This is a genomic window from Acetobacter conturbans (assembly GCF_011516755.1).
Lineage (GTDB): Bacteria > Pseudomonadota > Alphaproteobacteria > Acetobacterales > Acetobacteraceae > Acetobacter > Acetobacter conturbans.
In genome coordinates this window covers 18,666-36,873 of record NZ_WOSY01000007.1, presented here as the reverse complement: position 1 = coordinate 36,873, position 18,208 = coordinate 18,666, and the positions used below count along the sequence as shown (strand labels likewise).

Below are 18,208 nucleotides of genomic sequence, written 5' to 3'. Positions count from 1 at the left end.
AGTGATCAGGCCGTTCGAAATCGCCTTTTCAGCAATGTCTGGCCATTGACCATCATGATGCCGCCCATGATCATCACGGCTCCCAGGATGAACGCCGGATCAAGGGGCTCATGCAGAAACACCACGCCGGAAGTGATGCCGAAGAGTGGGGTGAGAAACGCGAGCACGCCGAGGCGGGACGCCAGATAGATACGCAGTAGCCCGAACCACGCCAGATAACTGGCGAACGATATGACGATGACCTGAAAGCTGAGGTCGGCAACGAGCGCTGGCGTGTAATGGACATCAGTCTGCCCCAGAATAATCGTTGCCAGTGACAGCAGGCCACAGGCCCCGACAAGCTGCCAGAACAGGGTGACGGTCGCCGGAGCGTAAGCAAGCGGCGAAAACCGGATCAGCATGGTGGCTGCGGCCCATGTGACGCCGCCAAGAATACCCAGCAGATCGCCCACCCATCCCAGAGGAAAATCCTGTGCGGTTGTGGGTGAGGCCTTTCCCAGAAAAGAAACGGCGACCCCGAGGAAAGCCAGTCCGATTCCGCTCCATTGCAGGGGGCTCATCCGCTCTTCCGGCAGCTTCCAGTGCATGCCGAGGGCAATGAAGATGGGAGCGGTGTAGAGGAATATCGAGATATGGGCGGCGCTGGTGAAATGCAGCCCTTCTCCCGCGAACAGAAACTCCATGGCAAACAGGCCGCCGATCCCCAGCGCGGCCGGCAACGGCACTTCGCGGAGCTTGTGAAGCTGCCGCTGCCAGAGGAGGAGGGCCACGATCAACAGCACTGCCATACCGGAACGGACGGCAATTTGCAGGATCGGAGTCATGTCGTCGGCAACGGATTTGATGGCGGCCTGCTGCACGCCCCAGATGGCGCAGAGTGCCGTCATGATCAGAACGGCCCTGACGTCTGGTTCCTTACGTGGAATCATGATTGCCCTGTTGTCGTGCGTGGTGATCCGCCCTCCTGAAGCGGAGGCTTCCAGTCGGTATGGGGGTTGTAATACGTGAGGATGCGGGCGGAAATACTGTATCATTGCGTTTCCGCAATATATTATGGGGCAGGAGATATGTGGAATACGTATCGTGCCACCTCGCCCCCGCTCCGAACCTGCGCTAAAGCTTTTTTCCGGAGACCCAACAGCAGCCGGACAGACCCGTGAGCCTTATTGAAACCGCCCACGCCAAGATCAATCTTTATCTCCATGTGACCGGCAGGCGTCCCGACGGATATCATCTCCTCGACAGCCTCGCCGTATTCGCAGGCGCTGCGGACCGGCTCATCTATGAGCCTTCCGGCTCTCCCCTGACGCTGGACCTGACCGGTCCCTTCGGCATGAAACTCGCCGACGATGCGACGGACGACAACCTCGTCATGCGCGCAGCCCGGTTTCTGGCTGAGGGCACCGATGTCGCTCTTACCGGACGGCTGGTTCTTGAGAAAAATCTTCCCGTCGCTTCGGGGATCGGGGGTGGGTCCGCCGATGCCGCCGCCACTCTGCGGCTGCTGGATCGTGCCTGGGCACTCAACACGCCGCAGGAACGCCTGCTTGCCATAGCGGCGCGTCTGGGTGCGGATGTTCCCGTCTGTCTGGTCCAGCGTTCGACACGGATGCGCGGAATCGGGGAGCAGCTTGCCCCGGCCCCAGCTCTGCCAGCCTGCGGCATGGTCCTCGTGAATTGTGGCGATGCCATCGCGACGCCGGCGATCTTCAGGACGCGCAACGCCGCTTTTTCACCGGAGGCCATTCTTCCGGCAGCGTGGCCGACAGTCGCGGCCATGACGGCTGATCTGGCCCGTCTTACCAATGACCTTGAGCCGCCAGCCCGGACCCTGTGTCCAGCCATCAGCATGGTGCTGGATGTCATTGCCGCTCTGCCCGGGTGTCAGTTCAGCCGAATGAGCGGTTCCGGCGCGACCTGTTTCGGGCTGTTTAATTCAGAGGAAGACGCCGGGAAAGCTGCGGATGCCCTGCGCCGCGAAGCCTATCCGTGGTGGATCTGGGCCGGGTCAGTCTTGCGCGAGCGAGTCTGAAACGTTGTAATCGCTTTATTGGTCACGTTACTTTATTCTGAGACGGATATACTGATATCCGCGCTTGATGCCAGATCAACAAACAACAAGAGACTGTGGCGGCTATGAGCAAGAAAACGACCATTCCGGACCCTGAGTTCACCAACCCCTCCGTCGAACGGGTGAAGGCGCCCCATATCCACATCACGCCGTCGGACGATCGCCAGCAAGCCAGTCTGGAAATCACCTCCGGACGCAAGAAGATCGTCATGGATTTGACGGAGGAGCAGGTTGCCAGCCTGATTGCGGCGCTCGGGGCTGTCCATCAGGTCATGGTCGGAGCGGAAGTGCCTTCCCTTGAAGGTGTATCGTTCATCCCCGTGCGCCGCACACACTGGGCGCTCCAGCTTGATTCCGCATCGCAGGGCTCGGTTCTCGCCTTCCAGCACCCGGCCTATGGCCCGGTGGGTCTCGCACTGACGCCGGCTGACTCATCGAAGCTGGCGCGAGGCCTGACGCTTCATCAGCAGCTTAATGATGCAACGCTGAAAGCTTCAGGGCCTGCCAACTGAGACGTTAGCGTCTGCGGGGCAATTTCCTGATCACTGCCGCGACTCCGGCCGCCAGCGCCCGATAGGCTCGCCCCGCTTCGCTGTCTGGTGCGTCCACGACGATCGGTGTGCCCGCGTCCGAGCTGGAACGGATATCCGCGAGGAGCGGAATCTCACCCAGAAACGGCACGCCCAGGCGTGCGGCCTCGTCACGAGCCCCACCATGACCGAACAGTTCGGTGCGGTGGTTGCAGTTCGGGCAGCAGAAATAGGACATGTTTTCCACGAGCCCGAGAACGGGAACGTGGGTCTTCTCGAACATCGTCACGCCACGCCGCGCATCAAGCAGGGCGATGTCCTGTGGCGTCGAGACGATGATGGCGCCGTTCAGGACGGCTTTCTGCGCAAGGGTCAGCTGGGCGTCCCCCGTGCCGGGCGGCATGTCGACCACCAGCACATCCAGCGCGCCCCATGAGACGTCACCCAGAAGCTGGCTTATGGCGCCCATGACCATCGGGCCACGCCAGACCATCGCCTGTGTCTCGTCCACGAGCATCCCGATCGACATGGCGCGCAGACCCCATGCCTCGACAGGCAGCAGTTTGCCGTCACGGACTTCCGGCTTACCCTTGACCCCGAGCATGCGCGGCAGCGAGGGTCCATGAATGTCGGCGTCCATCAGGCCGACCGAGAGACCTTCCAGCACCAGTCCTGCCGCCAGATTTACGGCAGTCGTGGATTTACCGACTCCCCCCTTTCCCGAGGCGATCGCGATCACGGCCCCTACCTGTGGCAGCAGGGGGCCGCTTTCCGTGCCCTTGGCGCCCACGCCACCCAGTGGTCGGTGACCACCTCCCGCTGGGGCCGTCGGTGCGGCGGGGGCACGGTGAGCGGTGAGAAGCACGCTGGAGCGCCATCCGGCGAAGGCCGTGTCCAGAGCCTTTTCCGCAAGCGACGCGGCCTTTTCCATGCCCGCCGCGGCGGTCGCGGAAACGGCGAGAGTGACGCGGATGCGACCATTTTCGACCATGCAGGATTCGACACGACCGGCGTCCAGCAGTGAATGCCCCGTAACCGGATCCGTCACGCCTCCGATGATCTTCTCGATATCTTCGCGGGAAGGATCGTTTTGCATCGCCATGACGCCGCCTCTTTTGTCTGCTGTGGAGGGGTATATGACGTCAAATTCCTGCCGAGACCAGATGTGAGGTCGCCAAAATGTCCTCATCCGAACAGGTTGTAAAACATTTCAGCTTATCAGGATGTCACATACGCAGTTTATCAGAACGCTCCTGATAGTTATATGTTGCGCCATCACTGCAGGTTTCCTTTTCCCGGCCTCAGTCAGGACATGCCATGACGGTCACCCTTTCATCCGCGCCACCGGCCGACATCCGGCTCGTGTCCCCCGTTTCGGACACGTCTTCTGCCGGCAGCCGTGAATCTTCGGTGTCGGGCGGTCAGCAGGCGGTCGGGAGCGAGGTTATCAAACGGCAGCGCGATCATCGCGTCGATGCGTTGCGTGGCATCGCCCTGCTGATGATGTTCGTCGATCACATGCCGCAGAACCTTCTCAACCGGCTCACCCTGCGTAATCTCGGCTTTGCCGATGCTGCGGAGATTTTCGTGCTGCTTGCCGGATATGCTTCATGGCTGGCGTATGGGCGCGGATTCTCGAAATACGGCACGGTCGAAACGTTGCGTCGTCTCGCCCTTCGCTGCGGCAAGCTCTACCTCGCCCAGACATTGATGATGATCTCTTTCGTTGTCATCATCCGCACATGGCGTAATTTCACGCCGGTTCCGGTCGATTTCCTCGAGCCGGAACTGGCGCACGGCGTCTCGAACCTCTGGCGCGTGTTCCTGCTGGATGCGCTGCCCTCCAACCTCAATATTCTGCCGCTTTACATGGTGCTGCTGGCGGCTTTCCCGCTGATGTACGGGCTCATCAAAATCAATCGTTTCGTGGCGCTTGGTCTCAGCATGCTTCTGTGGCTGGTGATCAATCTTGATCCCACCGTCAATTTCCCAAACTGGCTCGATCCGGACGGGTGGTATTTCGATCCGCTGGCCTGGCAGTTCCTGTTCATGCTCGGCGCGTGCGGGGCGATCGAGGCGGGCCGCCATGAGGGCAACCTGCCGTCATTCTCCTGGCTGCGGATTCTTTGCGGCAGCTATCTCGTCTTCTCCCTGCTGGAAGCCTTTCCGTGGACCCAGTGGGGACTGCCCGTTATCCGCCCGCTTGCATTGCCGTCGCCCGACAAAAGCACGCTCGCGCCCCTGCGGCTGCTGGACGTGCTGTCGATCTTCTATCTCGTTCAGTCCTCGCAACTGGCGCGGAAGTTCTCCGAGACAAGATTAGGTCAGGCGCTCGCCCTGTGCGGTCGTCATTCCCTGGAAGTCTTTACGGTCGGCACGGTTCTCGACCTGATCGGACGCCTGATCTTCACGACTATCGGCGAGGGGTGGCTTCTTCAGGCGACCATCAACCTTGTGGGCTTGTGGATCCTCTACCGGGTGACCGTCGTGTACGAGCGTAAACGCAACCGTGCCCGGGGGGAGGCCGCCACGATAGGCCGGTCCCCTTCACGGGAAAAAGCCGTGTCCTGAGAGAGGGTCTGCCCACCGACCGCAGACAGGACACGCACTCTTCACAGAAGCATTGTCTTCATTGAGGATGGGGCTCACCGACACAGGGAGCCCATGATGAGTAATTTTCCACGTCTTACCCGGCTGCTTCGCTCGGGCGATCCGGTGCGAATTTGCCTCTTCGGCTCGTCCACCTGTGAAGGTGTTGGCGCGAGCGCCCCGGAGAACGGCTTGTGTCCGGTTGTCGAGCGTACGCTCCAGCCTTTCATGCCGAGCGGTGTGACGGTCATCAACCGGGGTATCGGTGGCAATGGCGCCACGGAGATGCACGAACGGTTGCCACAGGTCATCGAGGATCGTGCCGACCTCGTCGTGTGGCAGGGCGGTACCAATGACGTATGGCAGGATCTTCCCGTCTCTGCTTTCATCGATCAGACGCGTGCCGATCTGGAAGTGCTGCGGGGATATGGTTGTGATCTCGGCATGATCGGGCCTCAGTGGAGTCAGATGATGGAAGAGCATCCGCGCTTCCCGGCCTTTCGGGATGCCGTTGAGGCTCTGGCCATTGAACTCGGTCTGCCGTTCTTCAACCGCTATACACGGATGAAATCCTGGTGCGCCGAATATGGCATCACCCGGGAGGAACTGTCCCCGGATGGCCTCCATCTTGGGGATTTCGGTTACAGGTTGCTGGGCGAGGCGGTGGCGCGATGGATCGTGGATCTGACGGGTGCGCCTGCTGTCTAGGGCTGTGTTGGCCAGGGCTTTGCCGGAGAATCAGAAGCAGATCGTCTTGCTTCGCAACATTTAGCAAACATCGGAGATGATTCGTGCTGGCAGTTCTGTCATGGCTCCGGCACGTGGTCGTTTCCGCGATACTCTTTTCACCCCGGTCCGGCCCAACCAGCCGGACTTTCTTTGCCAGCAGGAAAGTCGGATGACACGAAGCGCCTCGATCAGGCGATGGGCGGCGGCTGTGCTGCTCACAGGAATTGCAGGGATCGTTCAGGATCATCCCGCTTGGGCCAGTCAATCTTCGGAGTTGCAGGCTCCCGGAGGGATAACGGCTTCGGATCGTGCTCTGATCGACGATCTGGAGCACCGGACCTTTCTCTGGTTCTGGCAGTCCGCCGATCCTCATACGGGGCTGGTGCCGGATCGCTATCCATCGCCGCAGACCTTTGCGAGCGTGGCCTCCATCGGTTTCGGCCTGACAGCCTATGGCATCGGTGTCGAACGGCAGTACATCACCCGGGAGCAGGCGGTCGGGCGCACACTGGCGACGCTGCGTTTCCTGCTGCGCCTGCCGCAGAATGACAGCCCCAGAAACGCAGCCGGTTTCCACGGTTTCTTCTATCATTTCCTTGATGAAAAGACGGGTCTGCGACTCAATCCCGATATCGAACTGTCCAGCATCGATACGGCGCTTCTGATAGAGGGCGTGCTGTTCACCGAGAGTTTCTACGATCGGGATAACGCTGACGAAAAAGAAATCCGCAGTCTCGCAGGCGACCTTTACCGGCGTGTGGACTGGCAGTGGATGAAGCGGCCTGACGAGCGTCTGAGCATGGGCTGGGGCCCTGAGCATCAGTTTCTCCCGAACTACTGGGAAGGCTACTGCGAAGGGATGATGGCCTATATTCTCGGCCTTGGATCGCCGGATCATGCGCTTCAGCCGGTATCATGGCAGGCATGGCTGGCCACAAACGACAAACGGTGGGGCAGCTATTACGGCCAGACCTTCCTGAATTTCGCACCGCTGTTCGGGCATCAGTACAGTCACGCCTGGATCGACTTCCGGGGCATTCAGGATGACTGGGCGCGTGGAAAAAGCATCGATTATTTTGAAAACAGCCGTCGCGCGGTCTATGCCCAGCAGGCGTACGCCACGGCAAATCCCGGAAAATGGAAAGATTACAGCGGCACGATCTGGGGGCTGACCGCCTCTGACGGTCCGGGCGAGATGACGAAACAGATCGACGGGCAGGACCGCCACTTCCTGTCCTATTCGGCGCGTGGGGCAGGGCGGGACTATGTGCAGGACGATGGGACCATCGCCCCTACGGCAGCCCTGGGCTCCATCGCCTTCGCGCCGGAAATCGTCATTCCCGCGCTACGTGATCTGAGAAGTCGTTATGGGGATCGCATCTACGGCAAGTATGGCTTCATGGATGCGTTCAACCCCAGCTTTCCGGAAGGGCAGTCTTTCTGGGTCGATAATGAATATCTGGGGATCGATCAGGGGCCGATCCTGCTGATGATCGAAAACTGGCGCAGCGGGTTCGTCTGGAATGTGATGAAACGCAACCCGTACATCCGGACGGGGCTTCTTCGCGCTGGTTTCCATGGCGCATGGCTGGGCAAAGAGGTGACGGATGCTGCCGCTCACGCGCCGGGAACGGCGAAAGCCCACACCCCCTGAAGGAAGACCACCGCACCGTTCGTCCCGCTGGCTCGCGGGGCGGCCTCTTCTCGTTCTGAAACGGTGGCTGCTGGACTAAAAGCCCTTTTGGAAATTGCTGTTCACCTTCGAACGCAAGCTTTCCGCAAGGCCGTTAAGCGCCAGATTGGCTGTTTCCGGCAGGTTTCCTGTTTCACCTCTACGCCACACGGGGGCTTCCGGTCCGGAACAGAAATTTCCAAAAGGACTCTAAGGAAGAGAGAATGGAATCACCCCCCCCGCCCTTGGTAGGGTGGTGATCCCTCTTGCGGGCGGCAGGCGCTTTAACGCCCCCGCTTCGCACCCCGCAGTGTGTGCATGGCAAAGACGCCCACCCCCAGCAGAATGGCGGCGAAAGTCTGGTGAGTGGTGCCCGCCCAGGCAGGAACCACCAGCAACAGGGTCGTGACGCCGAGTGCGTACTGGATCAGCACGGCCCAGCCGAGCAGGGCGACAGCGGCATGCGCGCGCGGTGCCAGTTTCGTCTTCATGCCCAGAAAAACAGTCAGCCCGATGGCCAGTGTGGTGACGGTCGCCAGCAGGCGATGGTTGAACTGCACGGCCGGGATGTTGGCGATCCAGTTGTACCAGAACGGGCTGAGCTTCGCGTATCCCTCGGGGATCAGATGGCCGTCCATGAGCGGGAACGTGTTGTAGGCGAAGCCCGCGTGCGTTCCGGCGGTGAAGCCTCCGGCCACGATGGTCAGTCCTACCAGTCCGAGCGCTGCATGCAGTGCTGCGCGTGTGCGACGTGCACCCATCCTGTCCGGCAGGAGTTCAGGGTAAGGAAAGCGGACCGACAGGGCCGTCCACAGAATGGCGACATAAAGGATCAGTGCCATGCCCAGATGCAGCACCAGTCGTACCGGTTCGACCGCCGTGCTGTCCGGCCGAAAGCCGGAGGCCACCATGAACCAGCCGATCGCCCCCTGAAGGCCGCCCAGCAGGAAGAAGACCACCAGCCGGAGGATCAGTCCCCGTGTCAGCACCCGGCGCGCCGCGAAAAACGCCAGTCCGCCAAGAAGATTGACGCCCATGAGCCGCCCCCAGAAGCGATGAATCCACTCCAGCCAGAAGATCTGCTGGAATCCGGCAAGCCCGAATCCGTCATGCAGAATCTTGTATTGGGGAATGCCCTGATAGAGCGCGAATTCATGCTCCCACTGGGTGTGCGTCAGAGGGGGGATGATGCCCGTCAGGGGGCGCCACTCCATGATCGACAGGCCGGAGCCGGTCAGCCGCGTCGCGCCACCGAGCGCGATCATGCCGAGCAGCATGACGCAGATGCTCAGGAGCCAGGCTGATACGTGGCGACGGTCGCGCAGGGTCATGCCGTCCAGGACGGTCATGTCGTCGGACTGTGGAGAGGATGGGGGGCGTATGTCGGACATCCTGCCCGTTTACCGCGCTCTTGCAACCGTGAGCAAGGAGGTGTTACCGCGCCTCATGAGGGAAACTCCCATGCGGAAACAGACAGGATCGCACGAGCGTAACGTCGGGCCTGCATCCTCTGGGGCGCCGGAGGGGGCGGCAACGGGGGAAGCAAAGGCTGTGCCGGATGGGATGTCGCGCGCATCGTTGCTGCGTCCCGCCCTGATGCTGGCGGTTCTGGTGGCGGGCATGCTGCTGCTGCGGGAAGTTCCGGGGGTTCACGCGCTGCTCGGCGATACGGTGCGTTTGCGACAGGGTGTGGGCGGGCGGCTCCTCTTCTGCCTTGCGGGCGCCGTATGGTGTCTTTTCGGTCTTCCTCGTCAGTTGTTGTGCTTTGCGGCAGGCGTGACCTATGGGCTGGTGGAAGGGACGGCGCTTGCCACCCTCTGCACCGTCACAGGGTCCGTGGGATGCTTTTTCTGGGCGCGATGGGGTGGCCGGGAGTGGGTTCGCCTGCATATGGAGCGCAAGCAGGAAACGCCGGGGTTTCTCTTGCGGCATCTGGGACGGGTCACGGCCATGTTGCAGCGCCATCCTTTTGAAGCGATCGTCATCCTGAGACTGCTTCCCGTGGGGTCGTCCCTGTTGCTTAACCTGTTCGCCGGTGTGACGGGTGTGGCGTTTGCGCCATTTGCCGCGGCGACACTGGTCGGCAGTCTTCCTCAGACTGTCATATTCGTGCTGCTGGGCTCCGGCGCTCAGTTTGGTGGGATGGGTCGTGCCGTGACCGCCATTATTCTCTTCATTGTGTCAGGGTGGGTTGGCTACAGGCTGCTGCGGCGCGTTGTGCGGGAGTGAGTCACGCTGCCGGATGTCCTCATTTTTGACCCGGTAGTCATTTCCTGTGGCGATATCAGCCATCTCCACCGTAAAAACACCTTTCTCCATGAAATCCTCATCTTTATGAGCTTGTTTGCATCGCAAGCAGCCACAGCAGTCGGGAACCGGCATGGCCGTCAACATCCAGACTTCAGAACAGATGTCGGGCAGAAAATACGAGGTTCAGGCAACCACTCCATGGTGGCTGCCGGTTCTGCTCGGTTTTCTCACGGCAGTGGGACCGATTTCCACGGACATCTACCTGCCCGCCTTTCCGGCGATGGTGAGAAGTCTGCACACGAGTCTCTCCTCGGTGCAGATGACGCTGTCCATCTGGTTCGTCGGACTGGCGATCGGGCAACTGACCGTGGGACCGCTCTCCGACCGGTTCGGACGACGCAGGCCGCTGATCGTGGGGAACGCGATCTTCGCATTGGCTTCCGCCGTCTGTGCCGCCGCCCCTGATATTCTTACATTCAGTGCCGCACGCTTCGTCGCCTCCATAGGCGCATCAGCCAGCTTGGTCATTCCGACGGCCTGCGTGCGCGATCTGGTGCCTGACCAGCGTGCGGGCGCGCGGATGATGTCGCGTCTGGTGATGGTCATGGGCGTGGTGCCGATCCTTGCCCCGATGCTCGGCGGTATTGTCGTCACGTTCGTCTCATGGCGCGTGATCTTCTGGGTTTCTGCGGTTTATGGACTGCTGTGCGTTCTGCTCGTGACGCGGATGCTGCCGGAGACACTGGCGGAGGAAAATCGCCAGCGCCTTCCCCCCATCATGCTGTTGGCGCGTTATTTCGCCCTGCTCGGGCATCGCGGGTTCCTCTCCCACGCGCTGATTTCCGCCTTCTCAACCTTTCTGTCCTTCAGCTACCTGACGGCGGCCTCACCCATCTTCATCAACGGGTTCGGTTTCACGCCCTTCCAGTTTTCCATGCTGTTCGGTCTGTTCGCCGTGTTCATGATCGGGGCGTCGCAGATCAACGGGGCGCTGGTCAGCCGTTTTGATCCGCACAAAATCCTGACGGTGGCGACGTCGATCTCCGTTGCGGGAAGTCTGGTCCTGCTGGGGCTGGCGTTCTGGATGGGCGGTCATCCGGCGGTGACGCCCGGCCTGTCTCCAATCATCGTCGCCCTGATCGGCGCCATGCTGCTTACGCTCAGCCCGACGGGGGTGATTTATCCCAATGCGACCATGGGTGCGCTGGCGGACCATGCGCATGTGGCGGGGACAGCCTCCGCCCTGACCGGCACGATGCAGTATGTGTTCGGCGCGGTGGCTGGCATCCTGATCGGGCTGCTCTCAGCACTTCCGCATTTTTCCGGCGGTACGCCGCTGCCGATGGCCATCGGCATGGCGGTCGGTGCCTTCGCCATGGTGATGTGCCTGCCACTGCGGCCCATCCGGACATAAGGCACCCTCAGCGACAGCATGGTCCGCAACGGGAAAGGGTTGTCACGTTTGCTTCGGAACGTGCATGGTCCACGACGGACTTGACGGGCGGCCCGATATGAAGACGCTATGCCGCACGCGCAACATCTGACGGGATAAGAAATGGCGCGTCATCCTGCCAAACGGGCCCATGTTCTTGCGCTCCTCGGAGCCGCGTTGCTGATCGTGACGTTCGGCACCTTCGCCATGCAGCTGGGAAATGAGATGGCGCGGCATGGTCAACTGGACCGCCAGAGCGCCAGCGCGGATCAGATCCTGCGCTCGCTGGACAGAGGCGTGGGTCAGGCCCGGCTTTGCAGGTTCGCCTGGCTCGCCACGCATGATCCGGCTCAGAAACAGTGCTTTATCGACGCGCTTGCCGGGATCGGCACGGTTCGAAAAGATTTTCCGGCCGTAGAGGCCGTGCAGGAGCGGCTGAACCGCATTCGTCCCCCCAGTCTCGATCAGTTGCGTGCGTCTCTTGAGACGATTTCCGGCTGGCAGACATCCCCCGACGCCGCCCTCGCGCAGGTTGATACGGATGCCACCCTCAAGGGCGTTGATTCCGCTCTGATGAGCCTGAACAGTGTGGATACGGCCCGGCGCGAGGGTCGTCTTGCCGACATGCTGCGCAATACGAGCTGGCAGAAACGGCTCGATGCGCTCGGTATTGTCATCGGCGTGCTGATCATGGTGACGGCGGGCTGGGTTCTTGACCGCACCTCGCTGGCGGCCGCGCGGGCGGAGGCCCGAAGCCGTAATCTCGCGCTCCAGCTTCGCGCGGTTCTCGACAGCCTGACCATCGGCGTCGCCGTGTTCGGCACGGACGGGCAACTGCGTCACTGGAACGACCGGCTGGGTTCCATTCTGGGACTGGAGGATGGTTTTCTCCAGCAAGGGCTGTCCTACAACGACCTGAGCGCGGCGCTGGTCGCTGATGGTCAGCCCCTTCTCGAACCTTTCGCGCATGTCGAACGGGCGCTGCGACGCGGTGAATGCGCGGCTCCGGTCATGGTTGAGTGCAAGGGCATCAATGACGCCGACCTTGAACTGTGCCGGACCCTGTTCTTCGCGCCGGATGACATTCTGGACGCCGAGGACCGTCGCGGTTTCGTGCTGACCGCCAACGATATCACACTCCGCCTACGCAGCGAGCGGGCGCTGGGCGAGTCCCAGAAGCTGCGGGCTGTTGGACAACTGACAGCGGGCATTGCTCATGATTTCAAGAATCTTCTGACGGTCATTCTCGGCAATCTCGAACTGGCGACAGAAGCGGGGCAGGACGCCGACAAAGAGCGGATGCAGCATTGTCTGGATGCCGCCGCTCATGCGGCGCGGCGGTCCGAAACTCTTACGGGACAGCTTCTTTCCTTCACGCGCCGCGATAAGCCCGCACCGGATACGGTGGCGCTGGCGGATATCTTCGCTCTCACCACCGGCCTTCTGGCGCGTGTCATCGGTCCGCGTATCGCCGTCGAATGTGGGGATGCGACGGGCATCTGGCGTGTGCAGGTCAATCCCGCGCAGCTTGAAAGCGCTCTCCTCAATCTGGCCATCAATGCCCGCGACGCCATGACGCGCGGCGGTACGCTGAGCATCCGCGCCACGAACGTATCCTTTCCCACAGGGGTCAATCTCCTGACGCTGCCCATTGAGGACGAGCGTGGACTGCGCGTGTCGTCGGAGGTGACGCCGCTTGCCGCCGGTGCATGGGTGAGGGTGGATGTTGCTGACACGGGTTGCGGTATGGGGCCGGAAGTCCTGCATCAGCTCTTCGAACCGTTTTTCACCACCAAGGACGACGGTGCCGGGACAGGGCTTGGTATGGCGATGGTGGTGGATTTCTGCCGTCAGGCAGGCGGTCGGGTCACGGTCGCCTCCGCGCCCGGTCATGGCACGCGGGTCACACTCTGGCTGCCACGGGTGCTCGTGGATGCGGTGTTGCCGGTCCGGGAGGCGGTTCCGGCTCTTCCCAAGACGAATCTGCGGGCTCTGGTAGTCGAGGACGATCCGGCCATTCGCGATATTGTGGCGACAATTCTCGGCCTTGCCGGTTACCGGGTGACAGAGACGGCGGATGGCGAAGCCGCGTACGACCTCGTTGTCGAGGCGGCCAATATGTACGACCTGCTTGTTACGGACGTGCAGTTGCCGGGGCCGCTGGACGGGTTTCGTCTGGCCCAGCTTCTGCGGGAGCGGTTGCCCGCTCTGGCTGTCGTCTGCATGTCGGGTGACTTCACCCTCGATGGCCCCCGTCCCGTGGCGGCGTTGCCCACCGCGCAACTGCTGCCGAAACCTTTCCGTCGTGACGGGTTTCTCAAGGTGGTCTCCGCCGCCATGAAGGAGCGGATTTCGGCCTGAGGACATGTGTGTTCACAGTCTTGCGACCCTTTTCCCCGCAGGGTAGTGTCCGCCGCGCTGTCCGATGACGCGCTCCACGGGAGCGCTTTCACGTCTGAAGACGATTTCCCGTCAACCCGCTCTCCCGGCACGGCTCCATGACCATGAACGACATCGATCTCAAGCAATATATCGACAATATACCTGACTTCCCGAAGCCCGGAATCCTGTTCTATGACATCTCTTCCCTGATGCGGAACGCGGATGCGTGGCAGCTTGCGACCGCTCGCATGGCCCACGCCGTGGGGCCCTGGCAGCCGGATCAGCTCGCCGCCATCGAGTCACGCGGCTTCCTGACGGCAGCGCCTCTCGCCACCCGTCTGGGTTGCGGCATCATCATGCTGCGCAAGCCGGGCAAGCTGGCGGGCGAGACGATTTCTTACAGCTACGATCTCGAATATGGCAGCGATACGCTTCATATTCAGGCGAACGCCATCGTCCCCGGTCAGCGCGTCGTCGTAACCGATGATCTCCTGGCGACAGGCGGCACTCTGGCCGCATCCATCGCCCTGCTGCGCAAGGCTGGTGCGAATGTGGTCGGGGCATCGGTGCTCATCGAACTGACAGGTCTGCGCGGGCGCGACAAAATCGATGTGCCGCTGCATTCCCTGATGTCCTACGACGACTGAATTCTCTGCACTTAATGCGCTCCCTGATGGGAGCGCGGGATGCACCCATCAGGCAGACATTGCATCTCTCGCCTGCAGGAAATTGAGTTATTCATCCCACCGATACGTGCTTGAAGGAATGCTGGTGTAAGCCGACATGGCAGGTGTCGTATTCAGACAACGAAGTGAGGTGCGGGCATGAGTGATGGGGCGATTCCCGAACAGCACCCCTTCATGGCCCGGTTCGAACATCTTCTCGCTCGCAGCGGTCTTTCCGCTCCCTTCGGCTCAGGTCCGCTGGGAAAATGGATTGCCCGTCAAAAGTGGTTTTACGCTCCCAGCCTGCTGAATTTCGGTTATGCGCTGCGGACCACGATCGCTTCCCTCATCGCACTCGGCATTGCGCTGTGGTGGGAGCTCGGCAGCCCGCAATGGGCGCCCCTGACAGTCTGGATGATCGCGCAGGGTTCTCGCGGCAAGTCGCTGGCCAAGGCCCGCTGGCACATGTTCGGCATGGTGGTCGGCACGTTTGTTGCCTTCACGCTCGTGGCCGCAGCACCCCAGCAACCACTGCTGTTCATTCTGTTGCTGGCGGCCTCGATCGGTGCGTTGTGCTTCATCGGCACGCTTCTGCCCGGTCCGGCTTCGATGGCCAATTACCGTATGCATGGGATGCGGGCGAGCGGCTTCACCGTTTCCATCATCTCGCTGGATGGTATCTCGGACCCCGAGCACATCTTCCAGATCACCATGGCGCGTGTGACCTACATCACGCTCGGCATCGTCTGTGAAACCGTCATCTCTTCACTGTTCCAGTTCAGGCTGAACGAACGGGCGCGCAACCGGCTGGCCGACAACTACATCGTCGCCATGAAGCCGACCGCCAACACTCTGGGAGCGCTTCTGGGAGGCGACAAGGATGTGCTTCGCACGTCCGCCGAGATGATGACCACGCTGGCCGGGCTTGGTGATCAGATCGAGTTCGCGGAAATCGAAATGGGGCGGCACGGGCATGAGGGCGACCATGCCCGTGCCGCCCTGTCCGGGGTGGCGGCCCTGTTTTCGCGAGGGCTCGATCTGTCAGCCCTGATGGACGACCCGGCGACCTATGGACCCTACTGGCGTGCCCTCGCAGCCCGAAGCCGGACATTTCTTCTTTCCCTGCCGGAACGGCTGCGGGACCCGGACGAATTCACCGCCGTCATGACGGAACTCCGCGATCTCCGCGCCACCAGCCGAGTGGACGCCGCCACCTGTCTGGCGCGGGAAATGGAGATGGTGACGAATCCTCCCGTCAATGTAGCGCAGGAGACGGTCATCACCCGGGAGGGGCAGGCCCTGCATGTGCTGGGCGATATGCTGGACGAACTGCGGAAATCGCTGGCGCAGTTCGATGCCAGCCGCAACCCGCCCGCGCATGATCATTTCCATTATCCCATACAGACATGGCGTGACTGGCGGCAGGCAACCGGTAACAGCCTGCGGGCCAGCGTCTCGATGTTCGTGGCGGGAGTGATCTGGATCACCACGGGGTGGCCTCAGGGTCTCTTCTTCCTGATGTTCGTCGGCATCATCAATTCGCTGTTCTCGACGCTGGAAACGCCAGCCGTGGCGACAAGGGCCTTCCTGCACGGCACGATCTGCGTGATCGTGGTTTCCACGTTCATGGCATTCATCGTTATGCCCGCCATCACGACTTACGAAATGATGGCCCTCTGCTTCATTCCCGTGATGATGATCGGCGGTCTGGCCTTCTCCAATCCGGCAACGATTCTGGGGGCTGTGGCCTACAACCTGTTCCTCACCATCCTCATCAGCCCGTTCAACGATGAACGGATGCTGGATGAAGTCACATTCTTCAACACCGCGATGCCGCTGTTTCTGACGATGGCGTTCTGCATGTGGATGTATCGTGTTTTCCTGCCGCTCGATCCTGACGGTGTGCGCTGGAACATGCGGGCACAGATCCTGCTGATGCTGCGCAAGCTGGCGCGCAGCCGCTACCCGCTGATGTCGCATGATGTGATCGGCGTGAGCATCGAGCGCATGGTGCGGCTGCTCAATACGGTGGGGGGGCGTCGGGGGCCGGTGATCGACGCCTATCTTCACGGCGTTCTGTCCGGCATGACGGTGGGGCTGGCCATCCTCAATCTGCGGGCCGTGCTGGAGCGGGGCGCGTTGCCTTCGGCCGCGGCACGAGACGTGCAGGAGATGCTGGTCCGGATGGCGCAGTTTACCGGACGTTATGGTGGTCACTACGGTCGCACGGAGCGTGCTACCAGCGGAGCCGTCGCGGCTCTGGTGCGACTGGAACAGAGTGAAACCAACCTCTCCCAGCGCGTCGAGATCCTGCGGGCTCTGGCGAGCCTGCGTGTGATCGCGGCGGAACTGTCGAACAACCGGCTGTTTTTCGATGCCTCCAGCCCCTATCTGGATCCGGTATTCTCCTGAAAAACACGTAATGGCTGAGGCGCGAACGGTCTCTTCCGGATCGGAAGGGGTGTCCGGCGCACTGGCCCGCTCTCCGGTTTGCCGCTATTTCTTGCCTTATGCCCTCGCTTTTCATTCCGCCCATGCCGCCACTCGCGCCTGATGATGTCAGTGGTCTCGGCGTTCTCTTCCGGCTGAAACGAAACGGGTTCGGGGCTTTCCCTGCACGCTGCTTTCACCAACCTGTCGTGCCGTTGCGCGCACTGGGGAAGACTCTGGTCCTCGCGCCCGGGTCTGAGGCTATCAAGGCCGTGCTGACAACTCAGTCCGGGTCATTCCAGCGATTGCGGATGGGACGGCGCGTGCTCAGTCCGATTGTCGGAGAGGGCATTCTGGTCAGTGAGGGCGATGTCTGGAGACGGCAGCGCCGTGCGATGGCGCCGGCTTTTACGCCGCGTGTCGTGCCGACGCTGGCGCGGCATATCGCAGTCTGTGCCGGTGATGCACTGCCAGCCATCCCGACCGGCACGTCCGTCGATGTGTTCGGTCTGACACAGACTCTCGCGCTTGATATTGCTGCGGTCACCATGTTTTCGATGACGAGCGCAACATTCGGCGGAATCCTGCGTCGGATGGTGACCTCCTTCATGATGGGCATCGGCCAGCCGCGCCCGACGGATTTTTTGCTGCCGCCTTCCGTGCCGACACTCGTGGACTGGCGTCGTGCGCGATTTCGCCGCAGGTGGGTGGCGCTGATCGAGGCGATCATCGCCGAACGGCCGGTGCTTGAAAACGGGGAGGAGGCCCGCGACCTGTTCGACCTGCTCGTGCGGGCCTTCGGTGTGAACGGCATGACGCCGGGTCAGGCGGTGGTGGATGAGGTGGCGACAATGATCGTCGCCGGTCATGAAACCACGGCGACGGCGCTTTTCTGGGCCATCTGGCTGCTGGGCCGCGTGCCACGATGGCAGGAGGCGGTGGCGGAGGAGGTCGGGCATGTGGACCTCTCACCGGAAGGGGCTGCGGCCGCCCTGACCGCTCTTCCTGTGACAACCGCGGTGGTTCGTGAAGCGTTGCGCCTGTTTCCGCCGGCTTTCATGACGGGGCGGGAAGCGGTCGAGGATGTGGCGCTCTGCGGGCAGATTGTGCGACGCGGCGCAATGCTGCTGCTGCCGTTCTGGATGCTCCATCGCAATCCCGGGTTATGGCGTGATCCCGATGCATTCGATCCGGGACGGTTTCTCGATGGCCCGGAGCCTGATCGGTTCGCGTTTCTGCCGTTCGGAGCTGGTCCGCATGTCTGCATCGGCGCGCAGCTTGCCATGACCGAGGCCGTTCTGGTTCTGGCGCGGCTGGTGCAGCTTTATCAGTTTGCGGTTGTGGACGACGAGCCTGTGCTGCCCGTTGGCGTGCTTTCGACGCGCCCCTCCCGGGCCGTGAGATTCAGATTTACACCTCGCGGGTGAGAGGCAGACGTTTCAGCTTTTTTCAATGAGA

15 protein-coding genes are annotated in these 18,208 nt (G+C 61.6%); 12 read left to right on the top strand and 3 right to left on the bottom strand.

What is annotated here, in order from left to right; all coding sequences use genetic code 11:
- Positions 1 to 5: 5 nt before the first annotated feature.
- The gene (locus GOB81_RS08630; RefSeq protein ID WP_173570014.1) at positions 6 to 929 is read right to left on the bottom strand and encodes a DMT family transporter; all 924 of its coding nucleotides are present in this window, start codon (positions 927 to 929) and stop codon (positions 6 to 8) included.
- 227 nt (positions 930 to 1,156) lie between these two features.
- Between GOB81_RS08630 and GOB81_RS08625 the strand changes: the two genes are divergently transcribed.
- Both GOB81_RS08625 and GOB81_RS08620 read left to right on the top strand, forming a co-directional pair.
- Complete coding sequence (locus GOB81_RS08625) at positions 1,157 to 2,032, top strand: 4-(cytidine 5'-diphospho)-2-C-methyl-D-erythritol kinase (protein ID WP_173570013.1); 876 nt, start codon at positions 1,157 to 1,159, stop codon at positions 2,030 to 2,032.
- A gap of 104 nt (positions 2,033 to 2,136) precedes the next feature.
- Positions 2,137 to 2,583: a hypothetical protein gene (locus GOB81_RS08620; RefSeq protein WP_173570012.1), complete on the top strand. Its 447-nt coding sequence runs from the start codon at positions 2,137 to 2,139 to the stop codon at positions 2,581 to 2,583.
- Between the two features lie 4 nt (positions 2,584 to 2,587).
- Here GOB81_RS08620 and GOB81_RS08615 read toward each other — a convergent pair whose 3' ends face one another.
- The gene (locus GOB81_RS08615; RefSeq protein WP_173570011.1) at positions 2,588 to 3,703 is read right to left on the bottom strand and encodes an Mrp/NBP35 family ATP-binding protein; all 1,116 of its coding nucleotides are present in this window, start codon (positions 3,701 to 3,703) and stop codon (positions 2,588 to 2,590) included.
- A gap of 215 nt (positions 3,704 to 3,918) precedes the next feature.
- Here GOB81_RS08615 and GOB81_RS08610 point away from each other — a divergent pair, with 215 nt between their 5' ends.
- The 3 genes from GOB81_RS08610 to GOB81_RS08600 all read left to right on the top strand — a co-directional run bounded on the left by GOB81_RS08610 (position 3,919) and on the right by GOB81_RS08600 (position 7,573).
- Positions 3,919 to 5,172: an OpgC family protein gene (locus GOB81_RS08610; protein ID WP_173570010.1), complete on the top strand. Its 1,254-nt coding sequence runs from the start codon at positions 3,919 to 3,921 to the stop codon at positions 5,170 to 5,172.
- Positions 5,173 to 5,265: 93 nt separating this feature from the next.
- A complete protein-coding gene (locus tag GOB81_RS08605; RefSeq protein WP_338421341.1) occupies positions 5,266 to 5,898 on the top strand; it encodes an SGNH/GDSL hydrolase family protein in 633 nt (210 codons plus the stop codon).
- A gap of 190 nt (positions 5,899 to 6,088) precedes the next feature.
- On the top strand, positions 6,089 to 7,573 hold the full coding sequence (locus tag GOB81_RS08600) for a glucoamylase family protein (RefSeq protein ID WP_173570009.1): 1,485 nt from the start codon (positions 6,089 to 6,091) through the stop codon (positions 7,571 to 7,573).
- 302 nt (positions 7,574 to 7,875) lie between these two features.
- Here the strand turns inward: GOB81_RS08600 and GOB81_RS08595 are convergent, their stop codons facing one another.
- Positions 7,876 to 8,940: a COX15/CtaA family protein gene (locus tag GOB81_RS08595; protein ID WP_173570160.1), complete on the bottom strand. Its 1,065-nt coding sequence runs from the start codon at positions 8,938 to 8,940 to the stop codon at positions 7,876 to 7,878.
- A 112-nt stretch (positions 8,941 to 9,052) separates the two neighbouring features.
- Here GOB81_RS08595 and GOB81_RS08590 point away from each other — a divergent pair, with 112 nt between their 5' ends.
- The 7 genes from GOB81_RS08590 to GOB81_RS08565 all read left to right on the top strand — a co-directional run bounded on the left by GOB81_RS08590 (position 9,053) and on the right by GOB81_RS08565 (position 18,177).
- Positions 9,053 to 9,820 carry a TVP38/TMEM64 family protein gene (locus GOB81_RS08590; protein ID WP_242010149.1) on the top strand — a complete coding sequence of 256 codons (768 nt, stop codon included), beginning with the start codon at positions 9,053 to 9,055 and terminating at the stop codon, positions 9,818 to 9,820.
- A gap of 181 nt (positions 9,821 to 10,001) precedes the next feature.
- Positions 10,002 to 11,255 carry a multidrug effflux MFS transporter gene (locus GOB81_RS08585; protein WP_173570158.1) on the top strand — a complete coding sequence of 418 codons (1,254 nt, stop codon included), beginning with the start codon at positions 10,002 to 10,004 and terminating at the stop codon, positions 11,253 to 11,255.
- A 141-nt stretch (positions 11,256 to 11,396) separates the two neighbouring features.
- Positions 11,397 to 13,634 carry an ATP-binding protein gene (locus GOB81_RS08580; protein ID WP_173570008.1) on the top strand — a complete coding sequence of 746 codons (2,238 nt, stop codon included), beginning with the start codon at positions 11,397 to 11,399 and terminating at the stop codon, positions 13,632 to 13,634.
- 137 nt (positions 13,635 to 13,771) lie between these two features.
- Positions 13,772 to 14,302 (top strand): adenine phosphoribosyltransferase, encoded by a 531-nt coding sequence (locus GOB81_RS08575; protein WP_173570007.1) that lies wholly within the window; start codon positions 13,772 to 13,774, stop codon positions 14,300 to 14,302.
- Between the two features lie 213 nt (positions 14,303 to 14,515).
- Positions 14,516 to 16,732, top strand: coding sequence for an FUSC family protein (locus GOB81_RS08570; protein WP_173570157.1), 2,217 nt, complete (start codon positions 14,516 to 14,518; stop codon positions 16,730 to 16,732).
- A gap of 10 nt (positions 16,733 to 16,742) precedes the next feature.
- Positions 16,743 to 16,874: a hypothetical protein gene (locus tag GOB81_RS17885; RefSeq protein WP_277876904.1), complete on the top strand. Its 132-nt coding sequence runs from the start codon at positions 16,743 to 16,745 to the stop codon at positions 16,872 to 16,874.
- Positions 16,855 to 18,177: a cytochrome P450 gene (locus tag GOB81_RS08565; protein WP_242010147.1), complete on the top strand. Its 1,323-nt coding sequence runs from the start codon at positions 16,855 to 16,857 to the stop codon at positions 18,175 to 18,177. The genes GOB81_RS17885 and GOB81_RS08565 overlap by 20 nt, the downstream gene beginning before the upstream one ends.
- Positions 18,178 to 18,208 lie beyond the last annotated feature (31 nt).

Bases quoted from the DNA above. Each gene is read 5' to 3' on its own strand.
- GOB81_RS08630 (WP_173570014.1), bottom strand. From the start codon at position 929: ATGATTCCACGTAAGGAACCAGACGTCAGGGCCGTTCTGATCATGACG.
- GOB81_RS08620 (WP_173570012.1), top strand. From the start codon at position 2,137: ATGAGCAAGAAAACGACCATTCCGGACCCTGAGTTCACCAACCCCTCC.
- GOB81_RS08615 (WP_173570011.1), bottom strand. From the start codon at position 3,703: ATGGCGATGCAAAACGATCCTTCCCGCGAAGATATCGAGAAGATCATC.
- GOB81_RS08610 (WP_173570010.1), top strand. From the start codon at position 3,919: ATGACGGTCACCCTTTCATCCGCGCCACCGGCCGACATCCGGCTCGTG.
- GOB81_RS08605 (WP_338421341.1), top strand. From the start codon at position 5,266: ATGATGAGTAATTTTCCACGTCTTACCCGGCTGCTTCGCTCGGGCGAT.
- GOB81_RS08600 (WP_173570009.1), top strand. From the start codon at position 6,089: ATGACACGAAGCGCCTCGATCAGGCGATGGGCGGCGGCTGTGCTGCTC.
- GOB81_RS08595 (WP_173570160.1), bottom strand. From the start codon at position 8,940: ATGACCGTCCTGGACGGCATGACCCTGCGCGACCGTCGCCACGTATCA.
- GOB81_RS08590 (WP_242010149.1), top strand. From the start codon at position 9,053: ATGCGGAAACAGACAGGATCGCACGAGCGTAACGTCGGGCCTGCATCC.
- GOB81_RS08585 (WP_173570158.1), top strand. From the start codon at position 10,002: ATGTCGGGCAGAAAATACGAGGTTCAGGCAACCACTCCATGGTGGCTG.
- GOB81_RS08580 (WP_173570008.1), top strand. From the start codon at position 11,397: ATGGCGCGTCATCCTGCCAAACGGGCCCATGTTCTTGCGCTCCTCGGA.
- GOB81_RS08575 (WP_173570007.1), top strand. From the start codon at position 13,772: ATGACCATGAACGACATCGATCTCAAGCAATATATCGACAATATACCT.
- GOB81_RS08570 (WP_173570157.1), top strand. From the start codon at position 14,516: ATGGCCCGGTTCGAACATCTTCTCGCTCGCAGCGGTCTTTCCGCTCCC.
- GOB81_RS17885 (WP_277876904.1), top strand. From the start codon at position 16,743: ATGGCTGAGGCGCGAACGGTCTCTTCCGGATCGGAAGGGGTGTCCGGC.
- GOB81_RS08565 (WP_242010147.1), top strand. From the start codon at position 16,855: ATGCCGCCACTCGCGCCTGATGATGTCAGTGGTCTCGGCGTTCTCTTC.